16 protein-coding genes and 2 tRNA genes are annotated in these 22,164 nt (G+C 72.9%); 8 read left to right on the top strand and 10 right to left on the bottom strand.

The genetic code is table 11. From position 1 onward, the window contains the following. The first annotated feature begins 157 nt into the window (after positions 1 to 157). Positions 158 to 1,222, top strand: a complete 1,065-nt coding sequence (locus IEZ10_RS20970) for a TNT domain-containing protein (RefSeq protein ID WP_189248194.1) — start codon at positions 158 to 160, stop codon at positions 1,220 to 1,222. A gap of 178 nt (positions 1,223 to 1,400) precedes the next feature. Here the strand turns inward: IEZ10_RS20970 and IEZ10_RS20965 are convergent, their stop codons facing one another. Next, positions 1,401 to 2,048: a response regulator gene (locus IEZ10_RS20965; RefSeq protein WP_189248193.1), complete on the bottom strand. Its 648-nt coding sequence runs from the start codon at positions 2,046 to 2,048 to the stop codon at positions 1,401 to 1,403. Further along, positions 2,039 to 3,286 carry a sensor histidine kinase gene (locus IEZ10_RS20960; protein ID WP_189248192.1) on the bottom strand — a complete coding sequence of 416 codons (1,248 nt, stop codon included), beginning with the start codon at positions 3,284 to 3,286 and terminating at the stop codon, positions 2,039 to 2,041. The genes IEZ10_RS20965 and IEZ10_RS20960 overlap by 10 nt, the downstream gene beginning before the upstream one ends. Before the next feature lie 242 nt (positions 3,287 to 3,528). On the opposite strand from IEZ10_RS20960, the gene IEZ10_RS20955 reads away from it, so the two are divergent. The 3 genes from IEZ10_RS20955 to IEZ10_RS20945 all read left to right on the top strand — a co-directional run bounded on the left by IEZ10_RS20955 (position 3,529) and on the right by IEZ10_RS20945 (position 8,259). Then, the gene (locus tag IEZ10_RS20955; protein WP_229811473.1) at positions 3,529 to 4,863 is read left to right on the top strand and encodes an acyltransferase family protein; all 1,335 of its coding nucleotides are present in this window, start codon (positions 3,529 to 3,531) and stop codon (positions 4,861 to 4,863) included. A gap of 154 nt (positions 4,864 to 5,017) precedes the next feature. Continuing rightward, entirely contained in the window at positions 5,018 to 7,513 is a 2,496-nt protein-coding gene (locus IEZ10_RS20950) for a DEAD/DEAH box helicase (RefSeq protein ID WP_189248191.1), read from the top strand. A gap of 230 nt (positions 7,514 to 7,743) precedes the next feature. Beyond that, the gene (locus tag IEZ10_RS20945; RefSeq protein ID WP_189248190.1) at positions 7,744 to 8,259 is read left to right on the top strand and encodes a DUF2087 domain-containing protein; all 516 of its coding nucleotides are present in this window, start codon (positions 7,744 to 7,746) and stop codon (positions 8,257 to 8,259) included. On the opposite strand, the gene IEZ10_RS20940 is transcribed toward IEZ10_RS20945, so the two are convergent. Then, positions 8,226 to 9,206: a helix-turn-helix transcriptional regulator gene (locus IEZ10_RS20940; RefSeq protein WP_189248189.1), complete on the bottom strand. Its 981-nt coding sequence runs from the start codon at positions 9,204 to 9,206 to the stop codon at positions 8,226 to 8,228. The two genes, IEZ10_RS20945 and IEZ10_RS20940, sit on opposite strands and share 34 nt — an antisense overlap. 62 nt (positions 9,207 to 9,268) lie before the next feature. Here IEZ10_RS20940 and IEZ10_RS20935 point away from each other — a divergent pair, with 62 nt between their 5' ends. After that, entirely contained in the window at positions 9,269 to 11,524 is a 2,256-nt protein-coding gene (locus IEZ10_RS20935) for an excinuclease ABC subunit UvrA (protein ID WP_189248188.1), read from the top strand. A 131-nt stretch (positions 11,525 to 11,655) separates the two neighbouring features. Here the strand turns inward: IEZ10_RS20935 and IEZ10_RS20930 are convergent, their stop codons facing one another. The 3 genes from IEZ10_RS20930 to dusB form a co-directional block, all read right to left on the bottom strand. Then, positions 11,656 to 12,633, bottom strand: coding sequence for a TAXI family TRAP transporter solute-binding subunit (locus IEZ10_RS20930; RefSeq protein WP_189248187.1), 978 nt, complete (start codon positions 12,631 to 12,633; stop codon positions 11,656 to 11,658). After that, entirely contained in the window at positions 12,630 to 14,567 is a 1,938-nt protein-coding gene (locus tag IEZ10_RS20925) for a TRAP transporter permease (protein ID WP_229811472.1), read from the bottom strand. Before IEZ10_RS20925 ends, IEZ10_RS20930 begins: the two co-directional genes overlap by 4 nt. Positions 14,568 to 14,765: 198 nt before the next feature. Beyond that, positions 14,766 to 15,887 carry a tRNA dihydrouridine synthase DusB gene (gene dusB / locus IEZ10_RS20920; RefSeq protein WP_189248186.1) on the bottom strand — a complete coding sequence of 374 codons (1,122 nt, stop codon included), beginning with the start codon at positions 15,885 to 15,887 and terminating at the stop codon, positions 14,766 to 14,768. A gap of 278 nt (positions 15,888 to 16,165) precedes the next feature. On the opposite strand from dusB, the gene IEZ10_RS20915 reads away from it, so the two are divergent. The 3 genes from IEZ10_RS20915 to IEZ10_RS40305 all read left to right on the top strand — a co-directional run bounded on the left by IEZ10_RS20915 (position 16,166) and on the right by IEZ10_RS40305 (position 18,550). Further along, a tRNA-Gly gene (locus tag IEZ10_RS20915) sits at positions 16,166 to 16,237 on the top strand. Positions 16,238 to 16,305: 68 nt separating this feature from the next. Continuing rightward, positions 16,306 to 16,377, top strand: a tRNA-Val gene (locus IEZ10_RS20910). Between the two features lie 100 nt (positions 16,378 to 16,477). Further along, positions 16,478 to 18,550, top strand: a complete 2,073-nt coding sequence (locus IEZ10_RS40305; protein ID WP_308426287.1) for a serine/threonine-protein kinase — start codon at positions 16,478 to 16,480, stop codon at positions 18,548 to 18,550. 23 nt (positions 18,551 to 18,573) lie between these two features. On the opposite strand, the gene IEZ10_RS20900 is transcribed toward IEZ10_RS40305, so the two are convergent. From IEZ10_RS20900 to IEZ10_RS20885, 4 genes are all read right to left on the bottom strand, one after another. Continuing rightward, a complete protein-coding gene (locus IEZ10_RS20900) occupies positions 18,574 to 18,711 on the bottom strand; it encodes a hypothetical protein (protein WP_189248184.1) in 138 nt (45 codons plus the stop codon). A gap of 268 nt (positions 18,712 to 18,979) precedes the next feature. Continuing rightward, a complete protein-coding gene (locus tag IEZ10_RS20895; RefSeq protein WP_189248183.1) occupies positions 18,980 to 20,467 on the bottom strand; it encodes a tripartite tricarboxylate transporter permease in 1,488 nt (495 codons plus the stop codon). Next, a complete protein-coding gene (locus tag IEZ10_RS20890) occupies positions 20,467 to 21,087 on the bottom strand; it encodes a tripartite tricarboxylate transporter TctB family protein (RefSeq protein WP_189248182.1) in 621 nt (206 codons plus the stop codon). Before IEZ10_RS20890 ends, IEZ10_RS20895 begins: the two co-directional genes overlap by 1 nt. Next, positions 21,084 to 22,088 carry a Bug family tripartite tricarboxylate transporter substrate binding protein gene (locus IEZ10_RS20885; protein WP_189248181.1) on the bottom strand — a complete coding sequence of 335 codons (1,005 nt, stop codon included), beginning with the start codon at positions 22,086 to 22,088 and terminating at the stop codon, positions 21,084 to 21,086. The genes IEZ10_RS20890 and IEZ10_RS20885 overlap by 4 nt, the downstream gene beginning before the upstream one ends. Between the last annotated feature and the right edge of the window lie 76 nt (positions 22,089 to 22,164).

The following is a 22,164-nucleotide window of genomic DNA, read 5'->3' as shown; positions in this document are numbered from 1 at the left end:
GAACGGACGGCGGCGGGCACAGGGGCCGCCGTCTCCGGACGGCCCGGTCCGGGAAAAGTCATGGGAGAACGGCCGTATTCCGCGCGCCTTCCCCGCTCATCCGCTGATGCGGCGCGAAGCCGCCATTCAGCCATGCGCCAATTCCTCGGGAGGAATCGTGCGGTACTCACCACGACGCGCGCTGCTGGCAGCCGCCCTGAGCACCCTGGGCGCCTTCGCCACGGTGTCCGGCGGCGCCGCGGCGGCCCAGACCGGCACCCGCTCCGGCACGGCGCCCGCGCCCGGCGGGGCGTACTGCCCGCCCGCGACCGGCCGGCCGGCACCGGCGGGCGGGACGACCGGGTCGACCACCGGCGTCCCGTGCGCGGACCCGGTCACGGCGCCGCGTCCCGGACCGGCCACGGGCGCCATGTCCCCGGCCGCGATCCCGGCCGTCCCGCCCGCCGCCCCGGCCGAGGCGGCCGCGCCGCGGGCGGACCGGGTGCCCGTGACCGTGCCGGCGCCGCGGACGGAAGCCGTCCAGGCGCCACCGGCCGTCACCGGCGCCAACGCCAACGCCAACGCCGCCGGCACCGGCACCGGCACCGGCACCGGCACCGGGAACGCCATCGCCACCGGCACGAAGCCCGGCCCGCAACCGCGGCAGCTCTGCGGCCCGCCGTACATCGCCGACAAGCCGGAGCTGGGGCCGGTGTACCTGCCCAGGAGGGGACTGCTCGGCAGCATCCTGCGCGGCTACGTCCCGCTGGGCGGGCTGCCGCCGTGGAAGTTCCTCTTCCGCTACCAGGACGGGACGACCGGCCTGTACCGCTACCCGCCGTACTTCGGCTACGCCACCTCCGGCGGATTCCCCAACGGCAGGCCGCTGTTCACGACCGTGACGCTGCCCACCGGCCGGAAGCTCGACCGCTTCGGCGGCGAGGGCGGCTCCTTCCTCGCGCCCTTCGGGGGGTCCTACGTCGGGCGCGCCCTGCCCCCGAGCAACCTCAACACCTTCCCGGCGGCGCCGGAGTACCCGTGCGGCTACCACGCCTACCGGGTGCTGAAGCCGTTCCGGGTGGACGCGGGCCCGGCGAGCCCGGCGTTCCAGATGCGGGGCGGGGGCGTCCAGTACCACCTGCTCAGCAAGTACATCCCCGAGGCGCCGCAGGAACCGGCGGAGCTGCCGGTGAGCTGGCTGGTCGACAACAAGTACCTGGAGCGGTTCTACGTGCCGGTGTGACTCCGGCCCTGGAGCCGGACCCGGAGCCGGACCCGGAGCCGGACGAGGCGGCCCGGCGGAACCGTGGATGACCGGCCGGACGAAGGGCCGGCGGGCGACGGAACCGCGGGAGCGGGAGCGGGGCGGGACGACCGGGATGGGCGGGACGGGCGGGACGGCGAGGACGCGGCGGCGCCGGTCAGGAGCGCAGGTAGGCCAGGACCGCCAGGACACGGCGGTGCTGGTCGCTGTCCTCGGCGTACAGCCCGAGCTTGGCGAAGATGTTGCGGATGTGCTTCTCCACCGCCCCCTCGCTGATCACGAGTTGCCGTCCGATGGCGGGGTTGGATCTCCCCTCCGCCATGAGGGACAGCACCTCGCGCTCGCGGGGGGTGAGGGAGGCGAGCGGGTCGTCGCGGCGGCGCCGTACCATCAGCTGGGACACGACCTGCGGGTCGAAGACCGTCCCGCCGGACGCCACCGCGCGCAGGCCGCCCATGAAGTCGTCCACGTCCACGACGCGGTCCTTGAGCAGGTATCCCACCGCTCCCCTGGCGTCGGCGAGGAGGTCGTCGGCGTAGGACACCTCGACGTACTGCGACAGGATCAGGACCGGCGCGCCCGGCACCCGGCGGCGGGCCTCGACCGCCGCCCGCAGCCCCTCGTCGGTGAAGCCGGGCGGCATCCGGACGTCCACCACCGAGACGTCCGGCCGGTGCTCCACGACGGCCCGCACGAGGGCGTCGCCGTCCCCCACGGCGGCGACGACCTCGCACCCGAACTCCTCCAGCAGCCGGATCAGGCCCTCTCTGATGAGGACCGCGTCATCGGCCACGACTACCCGCACGGAACCTCCGCCACGATCACCGTTGGCCCGCCCACCGGTGAGTCCACCGTCAGTTCCCCGTCCACCGCCTTCAGGCGGTCGGCGAGGCCGGACAGGCCGTGTCCCTTGGCGACGTGCGCGCCGCCGACCCCATCATCCCCGATCGTGAGCATCAGGATGCCACCGGTCCGCGCCAGCGTGACCGTGCACACGGTGGCGTGGCTGTGCTTGGCGGCGTTGGCCAGGGACTCGGCGACCACGAAGTAGACGGTGTTCTCGATCGCGGCGGCGAAGCGCCCGGCCACCTGGACGTCCAGCTCGACGGGGATCGTGCAGCGGCCGGCCAGCGCCGCGAGCGCCGGGGCGAGGCCCCGGTCGGTGAGGATCGGCGGCGCGATGCCGCGCGACAGGGCGCGCAGCTCGTCGAGGGTCTCGCGGGTGGAGGCGATGGCCTGGCCGATCATCTCCTCGACCGCCTTCGGGTCGCGCTTGAGCTGGCGCTGCGCCCGCGACAGGTCCATGGCCAGGGAGACCAGGCGCTGCTGCGGCCCGTCGTGGATGTCGCGCTCCAGCCGCCGCAGCGCGTTGGCCTCCGCCGACACCGCCGCGGCCCGCCCCTCCGCCAGGTCGTCGATGCGCTCGTGCAGTTCGGCGACGCTGACCAGCATCGCCCGGCCCAGCCCGGCCCGGACCAGCGCGCTGCCACGCAGGACGACCGGCAGGGTGAGGGCGAACAGCACGCCGATGCCGGTGTTGAACGCGACCTCCATCCAGACGGCGTCTCCCAGCCCGAGCAGTTCGGGCAGCCCGTGGTTGCCCGGGATGGAGGCGAGGATCCATCCGTAGATCGGGTAGGTCAGGCCGATGATGGTTCCGGCCCACCAGGTCACCGCGAAGACGAAGGTCACGATCGCGATGGGGAAGGACACGACGCCGTAGAGCAGGTCCAGCCACGACTGGCCGTTGGTCAGCGGGTTGGCGATCCGGCGGAACCGGCCGGCGCCCTCCGGGGCGGGCATGTAGCGGGGCCGGGCCAGCGGGCGGCCGAGCACCTCCGGCAGCATCCGCCGCTCGGTGTCGGCCAGCCCGCGCGCCGCCAGCAGCGTCGTCGCGAGGATCGGCACGCCGATCCCCACCACCGTGGTGCCCACCCCCGCGGCGAAGCCCGTGACCATGAGGCAGAAGAAGATGATCGAAACGGGGAAGCCGGCGAGCAGGTAGCGGGTGTCGACGCCGACCCGGCGCAGGAGGGTTCTCATGCGGCCAACCGTATGGGCGCGGACTTCGCCGATCGAACCGGTGAGCCGGTGTTCGGGGGTGGGGTCTGCCCTACCCCCGGCGCGGAGGCGGCCCGCACCCGAAGACTGCTGCGGGCGTCACTGCGCGGGGCGGGGGCCGCGCGGGAGGGTCGGGACATCCCCCTTCCCCGAGGAATCGAGGCCCTCCCTTGACCGCCGTGATCCCCCGCCCCGCAGGCCGTACGGCGCCGCGGACCGCACCGGTGACGGTGCCGCTCCCGCGTCCGGCGGTCGCGCCGCGCCCGGTGGCCGGACCGCCGCCCGGTCGTCCCGCGCCCGGCGCGGAGCCCGGCCGCGACCTGTTCGTCGACGTGCTGCGCCTGCTCGCCATGGCGCTGGTGGTGCTGCAGCACTGGAGCATGCCGGTGCTGTCCTTCGCCGACGGCCGGATCAGCACCGGCAACGCGCTGTCGGCCGGGAACATGTGGCTGGTCACCTGGGTCAGCCAGGTGATGCCGCTGATCTTCTTCGCCGGGGGCGCGGCCGGCGCGATCTCCTTCGGACGCGCGGCGCGGCGCGGCCTGCCGGCCCCCGCCTGGGTCGCCGCCCGGCTACGCCGCCTGGTCCTGCCGGTGGTGCCGCTGGCCGCGGTCTGGCTGCCGCTGCCCCACCTGCTGCTCGCCGCCGGCCTGCCGGAGCAGCCGGTGCTGATGGCCGCGCGGCTGGCCGGGCAGCTCCTGTGGTTCCTGGCGGTGTACGTGGTCGTGGTGGCGCTGACCCCGCTGCTGGTCAGGCTGGACGCGGCGTACGGGCTCCGGGTGCCCGCGGCGCTGGCGGCGGGGGCCGTCGTGGTGGACCTCGTCCGCTTCACCGCCGGCCTGGAGGCCGTCGGGTTCCTCAACGTCGCGTTCGTCTGGCCGGCGATCCACCAGCTCGGTCTGCGGTACGCCGCCGGCCGCCCCCGCCGCCCCTGGCTGATCGCCCTGGCCGGGTACGGCGCGGCCGCGGCGCTGGTGGCCACCGGCCCCTACCCGGGCAGCATGATCGGGATGCCGGGCGCGGCCGTCTCCAACATGGCGCCGCCCACCCTGGCGCTGCTGGCGGTGGGCGTCGGGCAGATCGGGCTGGCCCTGGCCCTGCGGCCGTGCGTGATGGCGTTCGCCCGATTCCCGGCGGTGTCCCGGGTGCTCGCCTGGACCGGTTCGCGGATGATGACCGTCTACCTGTGGCACATGAGCGCGTTGTGCGTCGTCACCGCGGTGGTCGTGGTGGGCCTGGGGATCTCCACCCCGGAGCCGGGCGGCCCGGCCTGGCTGTCGGGCTGGCCCCACTGGCTGCTGCTGCTCGTCCTGGCGCTGTGGCCGCTGCTGCGGGCCTTCGCCCGGTTCGAGAAGCCCCGGCCGGCCGCGCCGTACACCGGGGGGACGGCGCGGATCGCGGCGGCGGCCGGGCTGGCCGCCGCGGGTCTGCTCCTGTTCACCGCGTTCGGCTTCGTCCCGGGACCGGCGCCGCTGGTCGGCGCGGGACTGCTCCTCGCGGCCCTGCCGCTCGGCCGTACGGCCGCGCCCGCTTCCCGGAACCCGGCGGTCCCGCGGTGATCCGCGGAGTCCGTACGATCGCGCCCGCTCCCCGGAACCCGGCGGTCCCTCGATGATCCGCGGAGTCCGTACGGCCGCGCCTCCGCGCGAAACGTGACCCGATCCGCCGCCCCCGCTGGTCCGACCACCGCCGGTTCTTCGGCAGTATTGAACCGTGAGCCTTGTAGATCGCCTGCCAGAAGAGATAGACGCCGACCCCGACACCATCTTCGACGCGTTCGTCGCGTGGAACTCCGAGCGGGGGCTCACCCTCTATCCCGCCCAGGAGGAGGCGCTGATCGAGGTCGTCTCCGGCAACAACCTGATCCTGGCCACGCCCACCGGGTCGGGAAAGAGCCTGGTGGCGGCCGGTGCCCACTTCACCGCGCTCACCCGGGACGTGCGCACCTTCTACACCGCGCCGATCAAGGCGCTGGTGTCGGAGAAGTTCTTCGACCTGTGCGCGCTGTTCGGCACCGAGAACGTCGGCATGATGACCGGCGACGCCAGCGTCAACCCCGGCGCGCCGATCATCTGCTGCACCGCCGAGATCCTCGCCAACGTCGCGCTGCGCGACGGCGCCCAGGCCGACATCGGCCAGGTCGTGATGGACGAGTTCCACTTCTACGCCGAGCCCGACCGGGGCTGGGCCTGGCAGGTGCCGCTGCTGGAGCTGCCGCACGTGCAGTTCATCCTGATGTCGGCGACGCTGGGCGACGTCAGCATGTTCGAGGAGGACCTCACCCGGCGCACCGGCAGGTCCACCGCGGTGGTCAAGAACGCCGAGCGGCCGGTCCCGCTGATCTACTCCTACCGCCTCACCCCCCTGCACGAGACGCTGGAGGAGATGCTCGCGACCGGCCAGGCCCCGGTCTACGTCGTCCACTTCACCCAGGCCTCGGCCATGGAGCGGGCGCAGGCGCTGATGAGCATCAACATGTGCAGCAAGGCCGAGAAGGAGGCCATCGCCGCGCTGATCGGCAACTTCCGCTTCACCACCCGCTTCGGCCGCGCCCTGTCCCGCCTGGTACGGCACGGCATCGGCGTCCACCACGCCGGGATGCTGCCGAAGTACCGCCGGCTGGTGGAGCGGCTCGCCCAGGCGGGCCTGCTGAAGGTCATCTGCGGCACCGACACCCTCGGCGTCGGCGTCAACGTGCCGATCAGGACCGTGCTGTTCACCGCGCTGAGCAAGTACGACGGCACCAAGGTGCGCCGGCTGCGCGCCCGGGAGTTCCACCAGATCGCCGGGCGGGCCGGCCGGGCGGGCTTCGACACGATCGGCTACGTCGTCTGCCAGGCCCCCGACCACGTCATCGAGAACGAGAAGGCTCTCGCCAAGATCGGTGACGACCCGAAGAAGCGGCGCGGCTACGCCCGCAAGAAGCCGCCGGAGGGCTTCGTCGGCTGGAGCGAGGAGACGTTCGAGAAGCTGCAGCAGGCCGAGCCGGAGCCGCTCGGCTCCCGCTTCAAGGTCACCAACGCGATGCTGCTCGCGGTGATCAACCGCCCCGGCGACTGCTTCGCGGCGATGAAGCACCTGCTGACCGACAACCACGAGGACCGCAAGTGGCAGCGGCGGCACATCAGCCAGGCCATCGCGATCTACCGGTCACTGCTGGCCGGCGGCGTGGTCGAGCAGCTCGCCGAGCCCGACGAGCAGGGCCGCAGGGCGCGTCTGACCGTCGACCTGCAGGAGGACTTCGCGCTGAACCAGGCGCTGTCCACCTTCGCGCTGGCCGCCCTGGACCTGCTGGACACCGAGTCGCCGACCTACGCGCTGGAGGCGGTCTCGGTCATCGAGTCCATCCTCGACGACCCCCGCCAGATCCTGTCGGCGCAGCTCAACAAGGCCCGGGGTGAGGCCGTGGCGCAGATGAAGGCCGACGGCATCGAGTACGAGGAGCGGATGGAGCTGCTCGCCGAGATCACCCACCCGATGCCGCTGGCCGACGAGCTGCTGGGCGCCTACGAGACCTACCGCCGGGGCCACCCCTGGGTCGGCGACTACACGGTCAGCCCGAAGAGCGTCGTGCGCGACATGTACGAGCGGGCGATGACCTTCGCCGACTACGTGCAGTTCTACGACCTGTCCCGCTCCGAGGGCACGGTCCTGCGCTACCTCGCCGACGCCTACCGCACGCTGTCACGGACCATCCCCGAGCACCTCAAGACCGAGGACCTCGTCGACCTCATCGAGTGGCTGGGCGAGCTGGTCCGCCAGGTCGACTCCAGCCTGATCGACGAGTGGGAGAAGCTGGCCAACCCCACCACCGAGGAGAGCGCGGAGCAGGAGATCGAGACGAAGCCGCGTCCGGTCACCGCCAACCCGCGCGCCTTCCGGGTGCTGGTCCGCAACGCGATGTTCCGCCTGATCGAGCTGATCGCCCTGGAGAAGGAGGAGGAGCTGGCCGAGCTGGCTCCCGATGTCGACTGGCCGGCCGCCCTCGACGCCTACTACGACGAGCACGAGGAGGTCGGCACCGGCCCCGACGCCCGCGGCCCGGCGCTGCTGCGCATCGAGGAGGAGAAGGAGCTCTGGCGGGTCCGCCAGGTCGTCGCCGACCCGGCGGGCGACGGCGACTGGGGCATCGACGCGCAGGTGGACCTCGCCGCCTCCGACGAGGAGGGCCGCGCCGTCGTCCACGTCACCGGCCTGAACCGTCTCTGACCGTCTCCGGCCGGCCCCGGCCGGCCCCGGCCGGCCCCGGCCGGCCCCGGCCGGCCCCGAGCGTCCCTGACCGTCTCCGGCCGGCCCCGGCGGCTTCCGGACGGCGGCGTGGCCCCGGTCGGCGGCGTGGCCCCGGTCGGCCTCGCGGGCCCTCCGCCGTCCCCCTCCCGGTCCCGCCGGCCGTTCCGGCGCGGCCTGAGGCACCCGGCGGGGCCGACAGAATAGGGGACATGAACGACGAAGCGATCAGGCAGGTGCTGGGCCTGCTCTACCAGGAGGACACGCTGCGGACGCTGGCGGCGCTGACGCTGAGCGGCGAACCCGAGGAGTCGGGCCTCGGCAAGGAGGCGTTACGGCGGGCACTGGACCGGCTGGAACGCGGCGGGCTGGCCGTACGGGACGACGACGGCGGGTGGACGGTGCGGAGGGAGCGGTTCCGCGAGCTGCTGCACACCACGGCCAGGCCCGCCGAGCCGTCCTCGCCCGAGGAGAAGGTGCTGCGGTCGTTCCTGGTGGACGGGCGGCTGCGGGCGATCCCCACCAAGCGTGACAAGCAGCTCATCGTGCTCGACTACATCGCCCAGGTCTTCGAGCCGGGGGTCCGCTACCCGGAGAAGGAGGTGGACGTCGCGCTGCGCGCCTTCCACGACGACTTCGCGGCGCTGCGCCGCTACCTGGTCGACGAGGGGATGCTGACCAGGGAGAACAACGTCTACTGGCGCTCCGGCGGCTCGGTCGAACCCTGATCGGCGCGCAGCCGGCCGGCCAGCCGCCGCATCCGGTCGGCCAGCTCGGGCGGCTCGTGGACGGTGAAGTCCAGGTCCAGCAGGCCGATGGTCAGGGCCAGCCATTCCAGCGAGTCGCCCCCGGTGCGCAGCAGGCAGCTGTGCTCGTCGACCGCCTCCAGCCGCACGTGCTCGGAGGGCCATATCCGGTCGGCGGCGACGTCCAGGGGCGCGTGCAGGGTGACCACCGCCCGGTAGCGGCTGATCGGGGCGACGATGGAGCGCTCGATGTGCCCCTCGGGCGGCTCCCGCGGGGCGAAGCGGACGCCGACCGCCCGCGGGGCGGTCATCCGGTCCACCCGGAAGGTCCGCCAGTCCTCCCGCCCGGTGTCCCAGGCGACGAGATACCAGCGCCGCCCGGTGGACACCAGCCGGTACGGCTCGGCCAGGCGGGCGCTTCCGGCGCCGTCGCGGTCCCGGTAGCCGAAGCGCAGGCGCTCGCGGTCGCGGGCGGCCTGCGCCAGGACCGCCAGCGTCTCGGCGTCGACGGCCGGCCAGGGGCGAGGCAGCGCGCCGGGCAGCGCCACGGTCTGGGTGTGCAGGGTGTTCACCCGGCGGCGCAGCCGGGAGGGCAGGACCTGCTCCAGTTTGGCCAGGGCGCGGGCCGAGGTCTCCTCGATCCCGGCCACCGTACCGGCCGCCGCGGTCCGCAGGCCCACCGCGATGGCCACCGCCTCCTCGTCGTCGAGCAGCAGCGGCGGCATCGCGGTCCCGGCCTCAAGCCGGTAACCCCCGGCCGGGCCGCTGACGGAGTGGACGGGATACCCCAGCTCCCGCAGCCGGTCCACGTCGCGGCGCAGCGTGCGCGGGCTGACCCCCAGCCGCTCGGCGAGCTCGGCCCCGGGCCACTCCCGGTGCGCCTGGAGCAGTGACAGCAGCCGGAGCGTCCGTCCCGTGGTGTCGCTCATACCTCCACGATCCCACCGATCGCGGCCGGAACCTGACCGCGACTCCTCGTAGCGTCACCCGCATGAGTCACATCGAGATCACCGGCGCCCGGCAGAACAACCTGAGGAACGTCTCCCTGAAGATCCCGAAGCAGCGGATCACGGTCTTCACCGGCGTCTCGGGTTCGGGCAAGTCGTCTCTCGTGTTCGGCACGATCGCGGCGGAGTCGCAGCGGCAGCTCAACGAGACCTTCCCCCCGTTCGTCCGCAACCGCCTGCCGAAGTACGGCAGGCCGGACGCCGACCACATCGAGGGCCTGTCGGCCGCCGTCGTCATCGGCCAGCAGCGCATCGGCGGCAACTCCCGCTCCACCGTCGGGACGGTCACCGACATCCACACCCTGCTGCGCCTGCTGTACTCCCGCGTCGGCACGCCGCCCGCGGGCTACTCCAACGCGTTCTCCTTCAACGACCCGGCCGGGATGTGCCCCGAGTGCGAGGGCGTCGGCCGGAAGGTGGCGCTGGACCTCGACCGGGCGCTGGACCGGACGAAGTCCCTCAACGAGGGCGCGATCCTGCTGCCGGGCTTCGGGGCCGGCACGTGGTACTGGAAGACCTACACCTCCTCTGGCCTGTTCGACAACGACAAACCGCTGATCGACTACACCCCCGAGGAGTGGGACCTGTTCCTGCACGGCGGCGGGACGACGGTCTCCTTCGAGACGCGGGGCGGCACGGTCCCGCAGAAGTTCGAGGGCCTGGTCGTCAAGTTCGACCGCCTCTACGTCAACCGGGACGGCGAGCAGACGTCCCGGCGGGAGGAGGTCATGACGTTCACCTCCACCCGGCCGTGCCCGGCGTGCCGGGGCGCCCGGCTCAACCCGGCGGCACTGGCCTGCCGGATCGACGGCCGCAACATCGCCGAGCTGTCCGCGCTGGAGATCCGCCACCTCGTCGGGATCATCCAGGGGATCGACGGCCCGGTCGCGGCGGCGGTGGTCCCGCCCCTCCTGGACAGGCTGCGGCACATGGTCGGCATCGGCCTGGGCTACCTCACCCTGGACCGGCCCACCGCGACCCTCTCCGGCGGCGAGTCACAGCGGATCAAGATGGTCAAGCACCTCGGCAGCAGCCTGACCGACATGACGTACGTCTTCGACGAACCCACCATCGGGCTGCACCCGCGCGACGTGGCGAACATGAGCGCGCTGCTGCGCGCGCTGCGGGACAAGGGCAACACCGTCCTCGTCGTGGAGCACGACCGCGACGTCATCGAGATCGCCGACCACGTGGTGGACGTCGGCCCGCGCGCCGGGACGCACGGCGGCGAGATCGTCTACGAGGGCGGCGTCGCGGGCCTGCGCGAGGCGGACACCCTCACCGGACGGCACCTGCGCCGCGTCCGGCCGCTCAAGGAGGGCTTCCGCACGCCGTCCGGCGAGCTGACCGTCACCGGCGCGAACGTGAACAACCTGCGGGACGTCACGGTCTCCTTCCCCGCCGGGGTGCTCACCGTCGTCACCGGGGTCGCCGGGTCCGGCAAGAGCAGCCTGATCAACGAGGCGTTCCTGGCCGCGCACCCGCGGGCGGTGGTCGTCGACCAGTCGGCGGTCGGCACGTCGATCCGCTCCACCCCGGCCACCTACACCGGCCTGATGACCGAGATCCGCAAGCTGTTCGCCACCGCGAGCGGGGCGAGCCCGGCGCTGTTCAGCTTCAACTCCGAAGGCGCCTGCCCGGCGTGCCAGGGGCTCGGCGTCATCCACGTCGACCTGGCGTTCATGGACGGCGTCACGTCGGTGTGCGAGACCTGCCGCGGGCGGCGCTTCCAGGAGGAGGTGCTGCGGCACACCCTGCGCGGCAGGTCGATCTCGGACGTGCTGGAGATGACGGTGAGCGAGGCCGCGGAGTTCTTCACCGAGCCGAAGCCGCGGCGGGTGCTGCGCTCGATCGAGGAGGTGGGACTGGGCTACCTCAGGCTCGGCCAGCCGCTCAGCACGCTGTCCGGCGGCGAATGCCAGCGGATCAAGCTCGCCGGGGAGCTCAGCCGGAGCGGCGGCGTCTACGTGATGGACGAGCCCACCACCGGACTGCACATGGCGGACGTGGAGCGGCTGATCACGATCGTCGACGGGCTGGTGGACGCGGGCAACACCGTCATCGTCATCGAGCACGACCTCGACGTGGTCAAGAGCGCCGACTGGGTCGTCGACCTCGGACCCGGCGGCGGTGACCAGGGCGGCACCGTCGTGTTCGAGGGCACGCCCCGGTCGCTGCTGGAGGCGGCCGGCTCCGTCACCGCCGAGGAGCTGCGCCGCGACCTGGCCCGGCCGAGCTGACGCGCCGCCGGCCGGAGGGCCGGCGCGCCACCGCGCGGGGGAGGCCGGCGCGCCACCGCGCGGAGGTGCGGCCCGCCGGCGCCGGGCCGTACACCGGGCCGGGCCGGGTGGACCGCCGTACCGCGGACCGGTCAGCCGTAGTACTTCTTCGCGCCGTCGTGCAACGGCACGGGGTCGGTCTTCGGGGCGTTCTCCCGGGTGATGTCCCTGGCCGCCGGGTGGACCCTCTCCAGGTCGGCCTTGTGGTCGAACAGCAGCCCGGCCAGGTCGCCCGCTAGCTCGGCGTCCATCTTCTCGTTCACGACGAGGAGGTTCGGCACGACGATCGTGGGCACGTCGGCCGGGGTGGCGTAGACGTCCTTGGCGATGGTGCCCGCGGCGTAGACCGGGCCGTGCTCGGCCCGCATCGGCTCCAGCACGGAGTCCAGCGGGACGAAGGCGACCTCGTCCTTCATGCTGGTCAGCAGGTCGGTGACGCCGGGGGTGGGCAGCCCGCCGGACCAGACCAGGGCGTCGAGGGTGCCGTCCTTGATGCCCTGCACGCTCTCCGGCAGGCCCAGCGACTGGCGGGTGACGTCCGCCTCGGGGTCGAGGCCCGCCGCCTTGAGCATGCGCAGCGCGATGACCTCGGTGCCGGAGTTGGGCGAGCCGGTGGAGACCCGCTTGCCCCTGAGGTCGGCGACGGACTTCACGCCGGAGTCGGTGGTGGCCACGACCTGCGTGTAGTTGTCGTACAGGCGGGCGATCGCGCGGATCGGCTGGGGGGAGGTGAACGCCCCCTTGCCCGCCACCGCGTCGGCCGCCGAGTCGGCGAGGCTGAAGGCGATGTCGGAGTCGCCCTTGACCACCCGCCGGATGTTCTCCACCGAGGCGCCGGTCGCCTCGGCCGTCGCCTGGTAGCCGGGGAGGTTCTTGCCGATCTGGTCGGCCAGGCCGCCGCCCAGGACGTAGTAGACGCCGGTGGTGTTGCCGGTGGCGATCGACAGACGTCCGCCCTGGGCGGCGGTCCCGCCCGCCCCCCGCTCGGCCGACCGGTCGCCGCCGCAGCCGCCGAGCGTCAGCGCCAGCGCCCCGGCGGCCAGCGCGGCCGCCACGCGTTTGAAGGTCATGATCGTCTCTCCCGTGCTCGTGTGACGAGATGCAGTGCGATGGCGAGGACGAGGACGCCCGCCCCGGCCAGGGCCGGGAGGGGCGACAGGAACAGCAGCAGCACGGCGGCCACCCCGCACAGCACCCGCTCGGCCGGCCCGGCGGGACCGGCCAGCCAGCCGCCGGTGGCGGCGGCCAGCGCGGCCACGGCGAGCGCCGAGACCGCCGCGGCGGCCAGGATCTCCCCGGCCCCTCCCTGGGCGAGCAGCGCCGAGCCGGCCGGGGTCAGCACGAACGCGAACGGCACCAGGAACGCCGGAAGCGTGTACTTCCAGGTGGCCAGCATGGTCCGGTGCGCGTTGCCGCCGGTGATCGCCGAGGCCGCGAAGGCCGACAGCGCCGTGGGCGGGCTGACCTCCGACAGCACCGCGTAGTAGAAGATGAACATGTACGCCTCGGCCGGGGTGACCCCGAGGCCGGTCAGCGCGGGCCCGATGATCACCGCCGCGATGACGAACGACGCGGTCACCGGCACGGCCAGCCCCAGGATCAGCACCGCCAGCGCGCACAGCAGCGCGGTGAGGAGGAGCTGCCCGCCGGAGGCGCCGACGATCAGCGAGCCGGCCTTGAGGCCCAGGCCGGTCAGGGTGACGACGGCGACGATCAGTCCGGCCGCGGCGCAGGTGGCCGCGACCGGCAGCACCCCCGTGGTGCCGGCGGCCAGCGCGTCGGCCGCCCGGCGCGGGGTCAGCCGGTGGTCGCGGTCCAGGAAGGACAGCGCGAAGGCCAGCAGCGTGGCGTAGACGACCGCGCGGAACGGCGACTGGCCCAGCGCCATCAGCACGACGATCACGAACAGCGAGCTGAAGTGGTAGCCGAAGCGGCGCAGCAGCGGCCACAGCCGGGGCGCGTCCACCTCGACCGTCCGCGTGCCGTACCTGCGGGCGTCGATCTCGATGGCGAGGAAGATGCCCAGGTAGTACAGGAGCGTGGGGATCGTCGCGTAGACCAGCACCGTCAGGTAGCTCACCCGGAGGTACTCGGCGATGATGAACGCCGCCGCGCCCAGCGTGGGCGGCGACAGGATCGCGCCGATGCCCGCCGCGGCGAGCACTCCCCCGCCCTGCTCCGGCGGGTAGCCCGCCCGGCGCAGGATCGGCCAGGCGACGCTGCCCACGCTCACCGTCGTCGCGACACCCGAGCCGCTGACCGTGCCGAGCAGGAACCCGGCGAGGGTGACCGTACGGCCCGGCGCCGAGCGGGAGCGGCGGAAGGCGGCCAGGGAGACGTCCACGAAGAACCTGCCCGCGCCGGAGTGGTCGAGGACCGCCCCGTAGATCGTGAACAGGATGATGTAGGTGGCCGCCACGTCCAGCGGCACGCCGTACACGCCGTCGGTGCCCATCACGGAGGCGACGACGATCCGGTCGATGTCGTAGCCGCGGTGCCCGACGACCCAGTCGATGGGCAGGTAGCCGCCGTAGTAGGCGTAGGCCAGGAAGATCAGGCAGACGGCCGGCAGGATCCAGCCGACGGTGCGCCGGCACGCCTCCAGCACCAGCAGCACGATGACCGCGCCCACCGCCACGTCGAGGGTCGTGGGGTCGGCGGCCCGCCGGATGAAGTCGCCGAACACGATCAGCGGGTACAGGCAGGCCGCGAGGGACAGCGCGGCGAGCGCCCAGTCGGCGGCCCCCGGACGGGCCCCGCCGCGCCGCCCCGGCCGGTAGCAGACGAAGGTCAGCGGCAGCACGACCGCAAGGAAGAGCATCCGGTACGGCAGGACCTGCCCGGGACGGAACACCTGGTACAGCGCGTAGAGCGACAGGCAGAGCGCGACGACCGTGACGGCCGCGGCCAGGCGGCCGGTCAGGCGCCGGGCCGGCCGCTCGGCATCGAATTCGGCGATCAGGTCGTCTGCCGCACCGGTCCCCGTGGGCGTGGTCTCCGTCAAACGCCGTCTCCAGCCGTGAGCCGCCGGGTCACTGACAGTGGATACCCGGGAAGCCGACGGCGGCCAGTCAAGAGAAGATCACATTACGATCACTTCCTCCGCCCGCCCCACGCGGCGAACGGGCGTCCCGGACGGTGGGCGGGGAGGAGCAGGGCGGACCGGCGACGGCGGGCAACCCCGGAAAAGGCGGGCGGGCGGTCAGCCGCCGGAGGTGTCGGTCTCGGCGTCGGCGCAGGGAACCGCCATCTCGTAGGGGTCGTCCAGCCAGCCGGTGGGCAGGTGGACCCGGTCGCGCGGGTTGGTCTTGCCGCGCGGGGTGTCGGCCCCGTCGGGCCAGGGCTGGGCGGCGTCGAGTTCGGCCAGCCCCTCGCGCAGCCCGGCGAGGGTGGAGGAGGTGGCCAGGTTGCGGCGCAGGTCGGCGCCGACGACGAAGCCCTTGAGGTACCAGCCGACGTGCTTGCGGAAGTCGGCCACGGCGTGCTGCTCGTTGCCGAACGCCTCGGCCAGCAGGGTCGCGTGCCGGTCCATGGTCGCGGCCACCTCGCCCAGCGTGGGCCGGGCGCGGTCGTCCCGGCCCTCGCAGGCCGCCGCCAGGTCCGCGAACAGCCACGGGCGGCCCAGGCAGCCCCGGCCGACGACGACGCCGTCGCACCCGGTCTCGGCGATCATGCGCATCGCGTCGCTGGCGCTCCAGATGTCGCCGTTGCCGAGCACCGGGATCTCCGGCACCGCCTCCTTCAGCCGGGCGATGGCCGACCAGTCGGCGGTCCCGCCGTAGTGCTGGATCGCGGTGCGGCCGTGCAGCGCGATCGCCGAGACGCCCTCCTCCACGGCGATCCGCCCGGCGTCGAGGTAGGTCAGGTGGTCGTCGTCGATGCCCTTGCGCATCTTCATGGTCACCGGGAGCGTCCCGGCGTTGCGCACCGCCTCGCGCAGGATGGCCCGCAGCAGGTTGCGCTTGTACGGCAGCGCCGAGCCGCCGCCCCGCCGGGTCACCTTGGGCACCGGGCAGCCGAAGTTGAGGTCGACGTGGTCGGCCAGGTCCTCGTCGGCGATCATGCGGACGGCCCGGCCGACGGTCACCGGGTCGACCCCGTACAGCTGGATGCTCCGGGGCTTCTCCTGCGGGGCGAACCGGATCATCTTGAGCGTCTTGGCGTTGCGCTCCACCAGCGCCCGCGTCGTGATCATCTCGCAGACGAACAGCCCGCCGCCCTGCTCGCGGCAGAGTGTGCGGAACGGCGCGTTCGTGATCCCCGCCATGGGCGCGAGCACCACCGGCGGCCAGACCTCGAGCGCTCCCAGCTTCAACGACTCCACCTCGTGTTTCTACCGTACGGCGCGCGGCGGTACGAATCGGCTCCGGCCGGCACGGCTCCCGGGCGGGCCGGTTCCCCACCGGTCAGTTCTCCATTGCCCGGTTCCCACCGCCCGGTTCCCGATCGGACGGTTCCCGGTGGAGCGGGAACGGCACCGGGCCCGGACGCCGGACGGGTCGCCGGTCGCCCCCCCTCCCGCGGGGTGACGGTTACGCAACCACTCGGAAAACCCGCTAGAGTTCTCTCGTCGCCGCGGGGCGGAAAGCCCGGCGGAAACACGCGGAAGTGGCTCAGTGGTAGAGCATCACCTTGCCAAGGTGAGGGTCGCGGGTTCGAATCCCGTCTTCCGCTCGGAAGCCTCCCCCTCCCGGGGTGAGGCGGCGGATCCGGGAGACCGCCCGATGTTCCGATCCCGGCGCGGACGATTAGCTCAGCGGGAGAGCGCTTCCCTGACACGGAAGAGGTCACTGGTTCAATCCCAGTATCGTCCACTCAAAAGATCCCAGGCCAGTGGCCTGGGATCTTCTGTTTCCCGGGTGTCCTCCGTCTCCCCGGCTCCGCCGCCCCCAGCCGGTGAAGACCCGGCAGGGGATGCGGACCGTGGGTCGGGGGTGCGCCGTATCGAGCCGGTGCGGGAATGCGAGCCGTATCATTCACAGGGTGCCCCCAGCCAGCGGCCCCTCCGTTCCCCATCACGGCGACGCCGGCCGACCCGTACCCGGCGGCGGGCGCGGACCCGGCGGACCCGTACCCGGTGGGACCGGTGTCCCCGTACCCGGTGAAGCCGGTGGCCCTGTACCCGATGTAGCCGGTGACCCTATGCCCGGTGGAGCCGGTGGAGCCGGTGGAGCCGGTGGCCGCGGCGGGCAGGTGCCCGGCGGGCCCATGCCCGCCGGCCCCGGTGGGCCGCCCGGCGGTCCCGGCGGACGCATGCCCGGCGCCCCCGGCGGGCCCGTACCCGGTGGGTTCGGCGGGCACATGCCCGGCGGCCCCGCGCCGCGGAGCACACCGCTGAGCTTCGCCTGGGCGTTCGCCCCGCTGTACACCTGCGGGCTCGCCACCCCCTTCGTCATCGGCCACGCCGCCGCCCGGCTCCGCAGCCGGACGGCGGCCCTCGCCGCGGGCGCGTACGGCCTGCTGCTGGTGGTCTACTTCGTCGCCGCGGGCCTCCCCGGCGGCGGAGGCTTCCGGTATGTCGCGGCCACGGCGATGTGGGCTCTCGTGGGCTGGCTGGGCGGCACGGCGCACGCGCTGTTCCTTCGACCCGCCGTCTTCGCGCCCGGCCGCCCGCCCATGGCGATCCGGCAGCCCCTGCCGGGTCCCCGTCCCCCGGGTCCGGCACGCTTCGAACCTCCGGGCCGTCCCGGACACCCGGGACGCCCCGGACACCCCGACGACTCCGGGCATCTCCGCCGCCCAGGACACGCGGCGCGCAACCCCTCACCGCCGCACCCGGCTCGTCCTTCGTCGCCGCCGCCTCAGCCGCCGGCCTCCCGGACGCCCGCCGTCCCGCCCCCGGTGGTTCCCCCACCTCCGGCGGCCTCCCCGGCTCCGTCCCCGCGAAGCGCTCCCTCGCGAAGCGCACCCCCGTCTCCGCGAAACGCTCCCCCGCGAAGCGCACCTCCGCCTCCGCGAAACGCTCCTCCGCGAAGCGCACCTCCGCCTCCGCGAAACGCTCCTCCGCGAAGCGCGCCTCCGCCTTCGCGAAGCATGCCCTCGCAAAGCGTGCATCCGTCTTCGCGAAGCGCTCCCCCGTCCTCGCGGAGCACGCCGGTTCCACCGCCTTCGGGCGGCGCGTCCCCTCCCCCGCGGAACGCTCCGGTTCCGCCGCCTCCCCCCGGTACGCCCCCGCCCCCGCGGATCGCGCCCGGCGGGCCGGCGCCCGTCCCGTTCCCGCCGATCGGACCGTACCTGCCGGAGCGGCAGCTCGGCTCGGGCGGACAGGGCTCCGTCTACCTGGCGAAGGGCCCGAACGGCGAGTCCGTGGCGGTCAAGGTCCTGCACGGCAGGCTGGTCGGCGGCCCGGGTCAGCGTGAGCGTTTCCTCCGGGAGGCGGAGATGGCCCGGCGGGTGCGTCCCTTCGCGACCGCGCGGATCCTCGACGCCGGGGTCGTGGACGACCTGGTCTACATCGTCACCGAGTACGTGCCGGGGCCCTCTCTCGCCAAGCTGGTCTACGAGCAGGGTCCCCGGAACGGCGACAGCCTGACCCGGCTGGCGATCGGGACGATCGCGGCGCTGAAGGGGATCCACGCCGCGGGTATCGTGCACCGGGACTTCAAGCCGGCCAACGTCCTGCTCGGCCCGGACGGGCCCCGGGTGATCGACTTCGGCGTCGCCGGGGCGCTGGACCGGATGGCGATGGCCTCGGCGGACAACCTCAGGGGCACCCTGCCGTACATGTCGCCGGAGCAGATCTCCGGCGAGCGGGTCGGCCCGGCCTCCGACATCTTCAGCTGGGCCTCGACCATGCTCTACGGCGCCACCGGCCGGGACGCCTTCGAGGGCGGGTCGCTGCCGCAGGTCCACCGGATGCTCGTCGGCCACCATCCGGACCTGTCGGTGCTGCCCCCGGCCCTGCGCGGCGCGGTGGAGCGGTGCCTGGCGAAAGATCCCCGGCACCGGCCGACGGCCGCCGAGGTGATGATGGCGATCACCAGCTGAGCCTGGGACGCCCCGGGGGCGGACTACTCCGCGTCTGCTTCCTCGGCCCAGTAGGCGGTGGTCCATGCGGCGCCGCACCGGCAGCGCGACAGCCGGACCAGCTCACCGTCCTCGCTCATGGACAGCCCATGGCTGAGGCGGACGTGGACGTGTGTGCTCATGACGGATCGACTTCCGATTGGTCATTGGACGCTCCGGCCGGACGCCGGGCGCGGACTCTTCCGCGCCTGTCGGCGGATGCTGGGCGGTGGCCGTGAGCCGGACGGGGGAATTGCCCCTCCTGTCTATCTCATTTATGGGTCGAAAGTCATATTTACCTGGGCATTTCTCCTCTGGTCTGGAGCTACAGAGGCACCGGAAAGGGGTCCGCATGACGGTGCGCCCGGCTCCGGCTCGCCTTCCCACGGGCAAGGCGTCCCACCGGAACCGTCACAACGCCTTCCCCGGGACGAACCGCTTGATCAGCGGCCAGGCCAGGAGGATCACGAGAACGGCGTAGATCGCGATGGACAGCGGGCCACCGACCAGGCCCGACAGGTCGCCGCCGGACAGCTGCAGCGACCGGCGGCCCTGGAGCTCCGCACGCGGTCCGAGGATCACGCCGACGATCAACGGCAGCACCGGCAGCCCGAAGCGCCGCATCGCGAAGCCGAGCAGCCCCAGGAGGAGCAGCAGGATGAGGTCCAACGGCTGGGAGTTGACCGCGTAGGCCCCCATGGACGCGAAGAACAGGATGCCCGCGTACAGGTAGGGCCGGGGAACGCGCAGCAGCTTCGCCCAGGCCGGTGCGAGTGGCAGGTTGAGGACGAGCAGCAGCAGGTTGCCGATGAACAGGCTCGCGATCAGTGTCCAGACCAGGGCCGGCTGCCGTTCGAGCAGCAGCGGTCCGGGCTGGATGCCGTACGACTCGAAGGCCGCGAGCATGACCGCGGCCGTCGCCGTGGTCGGCAGTCCGATGGCCAGCATCGGCACCAGCGTTCCCGCGGCGGAGGCGTTGTTGGCCGCCTCGGGTCCGGCGACGCCTTCGATGGCGCCGTGGCCGAACTCCTCGGGCCGCCTGGCGAGCCTTTTCTCCACGGCGTACGAGAGGAAGGTCGGAATCTCCGCGCCGGAGCCGGGCAGCGCCCCGAAGGGGAACCCGAGCGCGGTACCGCGTAGCCAGGGCCTCCACGATCTGCGCCAGTCCTCGGCGCCCAGCCAAGGCCGGCCGACCGGGATGACCGGCATGGCCTTGCGGCGCATGTGCGCGGCCACCCACAGCGCCTCCCCCACGGCGAAGATCCCGACGGCGACGACGACCACGTCGATGCCGTCCGCGAGCTGCGGGATTCCCAGCGTGAGCCGCTGCCGGCCCGTGACTCCGTCGATGCCGATCAGGCCGATCACCAGCCCCAGCAGCAGCGAGGCGAAGCCGCGCACACGCGAGGAGCCGAGCGTCACCGACACCGCGACGAAGGCCAGCAGCATGATCGCGAAATACTCGGGTGCGCCGAGGCCGACCGCGAACGTGACCACCAGCGGCGTCACGAACACGAGCAGCAGCGTGGCAATGGTGCCGGCGACGAACGAGCCGATGGCCGCGGTTGCGAGCGCCTGCGCCGCCCTCCCGGCCTTGGCCATCTTGTTGCCCTCGATCGAGGTGATGACCGAGGACGACTCACCCGGCGTGTTGAGCAGGATGGACGTGGTCGAACCGCCGTACATGCCGCCGTAGTAGATGCCGGCGAACAGGATGAACGCCTGGGTCGGGTCCATGCCGTATGTCACCGGAAGCAGCAGCGCGACCGTCATGGCCGGGCCGATGCCGGGAAGCACCCCGACGGCGGTCCCGGCGACCACCCCGAGCAGCGCCATGAGCAGGTTGCCCGGGGACAGCACGTTGACGAACCCGTCGAGCAGGTGGCCGAGGTTGTCCATCACAGAATCCCCTGCAGCACGCCGGCCGGCAGATTGACCCCGAGGCCGATCGCGAACACATAGAACGTGACCAGCGACAGCACGACCGCGATCATCAGGCCACGCACGTGGTGCCTGTTGCCCAGGGCGAAGGCCGCCCCCCAGAACATGACGGTCCCGCTGATGACCCAGCCGAGGGGCTCGATCAGCACGGCGTTGGCCGCGAAGGCGCCCGCCAGCAGCAGGACCGTCCGCCAGTCCATCGCGGTGGACAGGTCCACGTCCTCACCTGCCTCCGGCTCGCCGCGGCCTCCCCTCGCGACGTCCACGCCGTACACGACCGCGACCACCAGAAGGGCCACACCCAGGAGCACCGGCACCGAACGGGGGCCGATGGGGTCGTTGCTGCTGGTCAGGGGGGTGATGCTGAGGGCGTCGACGATCACCAGCGCGCCCAGCAGGGCGAGGAACGCGCACACGCCGTACTGCGCGCGGTCCCCGCTCCGAGGCCCGTCGCCGAGCGAGGTCCGCTCGTCCGGTGAAGGCCGCTCACCCGGTGAGCGCCGCTCGTCCGCCCGCACGCTCGTACGGTCGCCCTCGCGGCTCGCGCCGTGCCCGTGGGCGGGTTCTTGCTCGCTCATGCCAGCCCGAGCTCTGCGAGGATGGAGGCGACGCTCTTGTCCTGCTCGGCCAGGTAGGCGGCGAACGGGTCGCCGGTGACGAAGGAGTCGGTCCAGCCGCGCTTGGTCAGCTCGGCCTTCCACTGCTGCGAGTCGTGCATCCGGGTGAGCGCGTCGATCCACATCCGCCTGTCGGCGTCGCCGATGCCGGGCGGGGCCACGATCCCGCGCCAGTTCGTGAAGACCAGATCGATGCCCGACGCCTTGAGGGTGGGGACGTCCTTCAGCACCGGGACCGGCTCCGTGCTGGTCACCGCCAGCACCCTCAGCTGGCCGGCGTTCACCTGGTCCAGGAACTCGCTGTAGCCGCTCGCGCCGAAGCCGACCTTGTCGCCGAGGATCGCCGGCAGCAGTTCGCCGCCGCCGTCGTAGGAGACGTAGTTGACCTGCCGGGGGTCGATCCCGACGACCTTGGCCAGCCGCATCGGCAGCAGGTGGTCCGGCCCTCCCGGCGACGAGCCGCCGCCGACCGTGACCTTCTTCGGGTCCTTCTTCCAGGCGGCGACGAGGTCCTCGATCGTCCGGTACGGCGAGTCCTTCGACACGACGATCGCGCCGGCCTCCTCGATGAGCTTGGCGAGGGGGGTGGTCTGGGACAGCGTCGCCTCCGACTTGGACGTGTACGACGCGCCGACGACCCCCAGGCCCATCTGCATGGCCAGTTTGCCGTTGCCCTTCTCGTTGATCATCCGCTGGAGGCCCACCGTGCCGCCCGCGCCGGGAAGGTTGAACACCTGGACGCCCGAAGCGATCTTCGCGTCCTCCATGACCTTGGCCGCCGTCCGCGCGGTGGTGTCGTATCCCCCTCCGGGGGTGTTGGGCACCATGAGGCGCAGCCCGGTGACCGGGCCGCCGGCCGCCGCCGCGCCGGTTCCCTTCTCCGCCGTCGCGCCACAGCCCCCTGCCGCCAGGGCCGACAGCGCCGCGAGGGCGGCGAGGAGAACGTTGATCCGGTTTCTCACAATCGTCTCTTTCCTGGTGAGAGGTTTCGGGCCATGATTATGCGAGTCGGGCGGCAGGCCGTCTTCCTTCTGTGAG

It is taken from the genome of Streptosporangium pseudovulgare (assembly GCF_014648055.1).
Lineage (GTDB): Bacteria > Actinomycetota > Actinomycetes > Streptosporangiales > Streptosporangiaceae > Streptosporangium > Streptosporangium pseudovulgare.
The sequence above is the reverse complement of the archived record's forward strand: the minus strand, read 5'-3'. Positions and strand labels throughout refer to the sequence as shown.

What these genes read in the sequence shown, in the direction of transcription:
- IEZ10_RS20960 (WP_189248192.1), bottom strand. Translation starts at nt 3,286, where the DNA reads ATGAGAACCCTCCTGCGCCGGGTCGGCGTCGACACCCGCTACCTGCTC.
- IEZ10_RS20945 (WP_189248190.1), top strand. Translation starts at nt 7,744, where the DNA reads ATGAACGACGAAGCGATCAGGCAGGTGCTGGGCCTGCTCTACCAGGAG.
- IEZ10_RS20940 (WP_189248189.1), bottom strand. Translation starts at nt 9,206, where the DNA reads ATGAGCGACACCACGGGACGGACGCTCCGGCTGCTGTCACTGCTCCAG.
- IEZ10_RS20935 (WP_189248188.1), top strand. Translation starts at nt 9,269, where the DNA reads ATGAGTCACATCGAGATCACCGGCGCCCGGCAGAACAACCTGAGGAAC.
- IEZ10_RS20930 (WP_189248187.1), bottom strand. Translation starts at nt 12,633, where the DNA reads ATGACCTTCAAACGCGTGGCGGCCGCGCTGGCCGCCGGGGCGCTGGCG.
- IEZ10_RS40305 (WP_308426287.1), top strand. Translation starts at nt 16,478, where the DNA reads ATGCGGACCGTGGGTCGGGGGTGCGCCGTATCGAGCCGGTGCGGGAAT.
- IEZ10_RS20900 (WP_189248184.1), bottom strand. Translation starts at nt 18,711, where the DNA reads ATGAGCACACACGTCCACGTCCGCCTCAGCCATGGGCTGTCCATGAGC.
- IEZ10_RS20895 (WP_189248183.1), bottom strand. Translation starts at nt 20,467, where the DNA reads ATGGACAACCTCGGCCACCTGCTCGACGGGTTCGTCAACGTGCTGTCC.
- IEZ10_RS20890 (WP_189248182.1), bottom strand. Translation starts at nt 21,087, where the DNA reads ATGAGCGAGCAAGAACCCGCCCACGGGCACGGCGCGAGCCGCGAGGGC.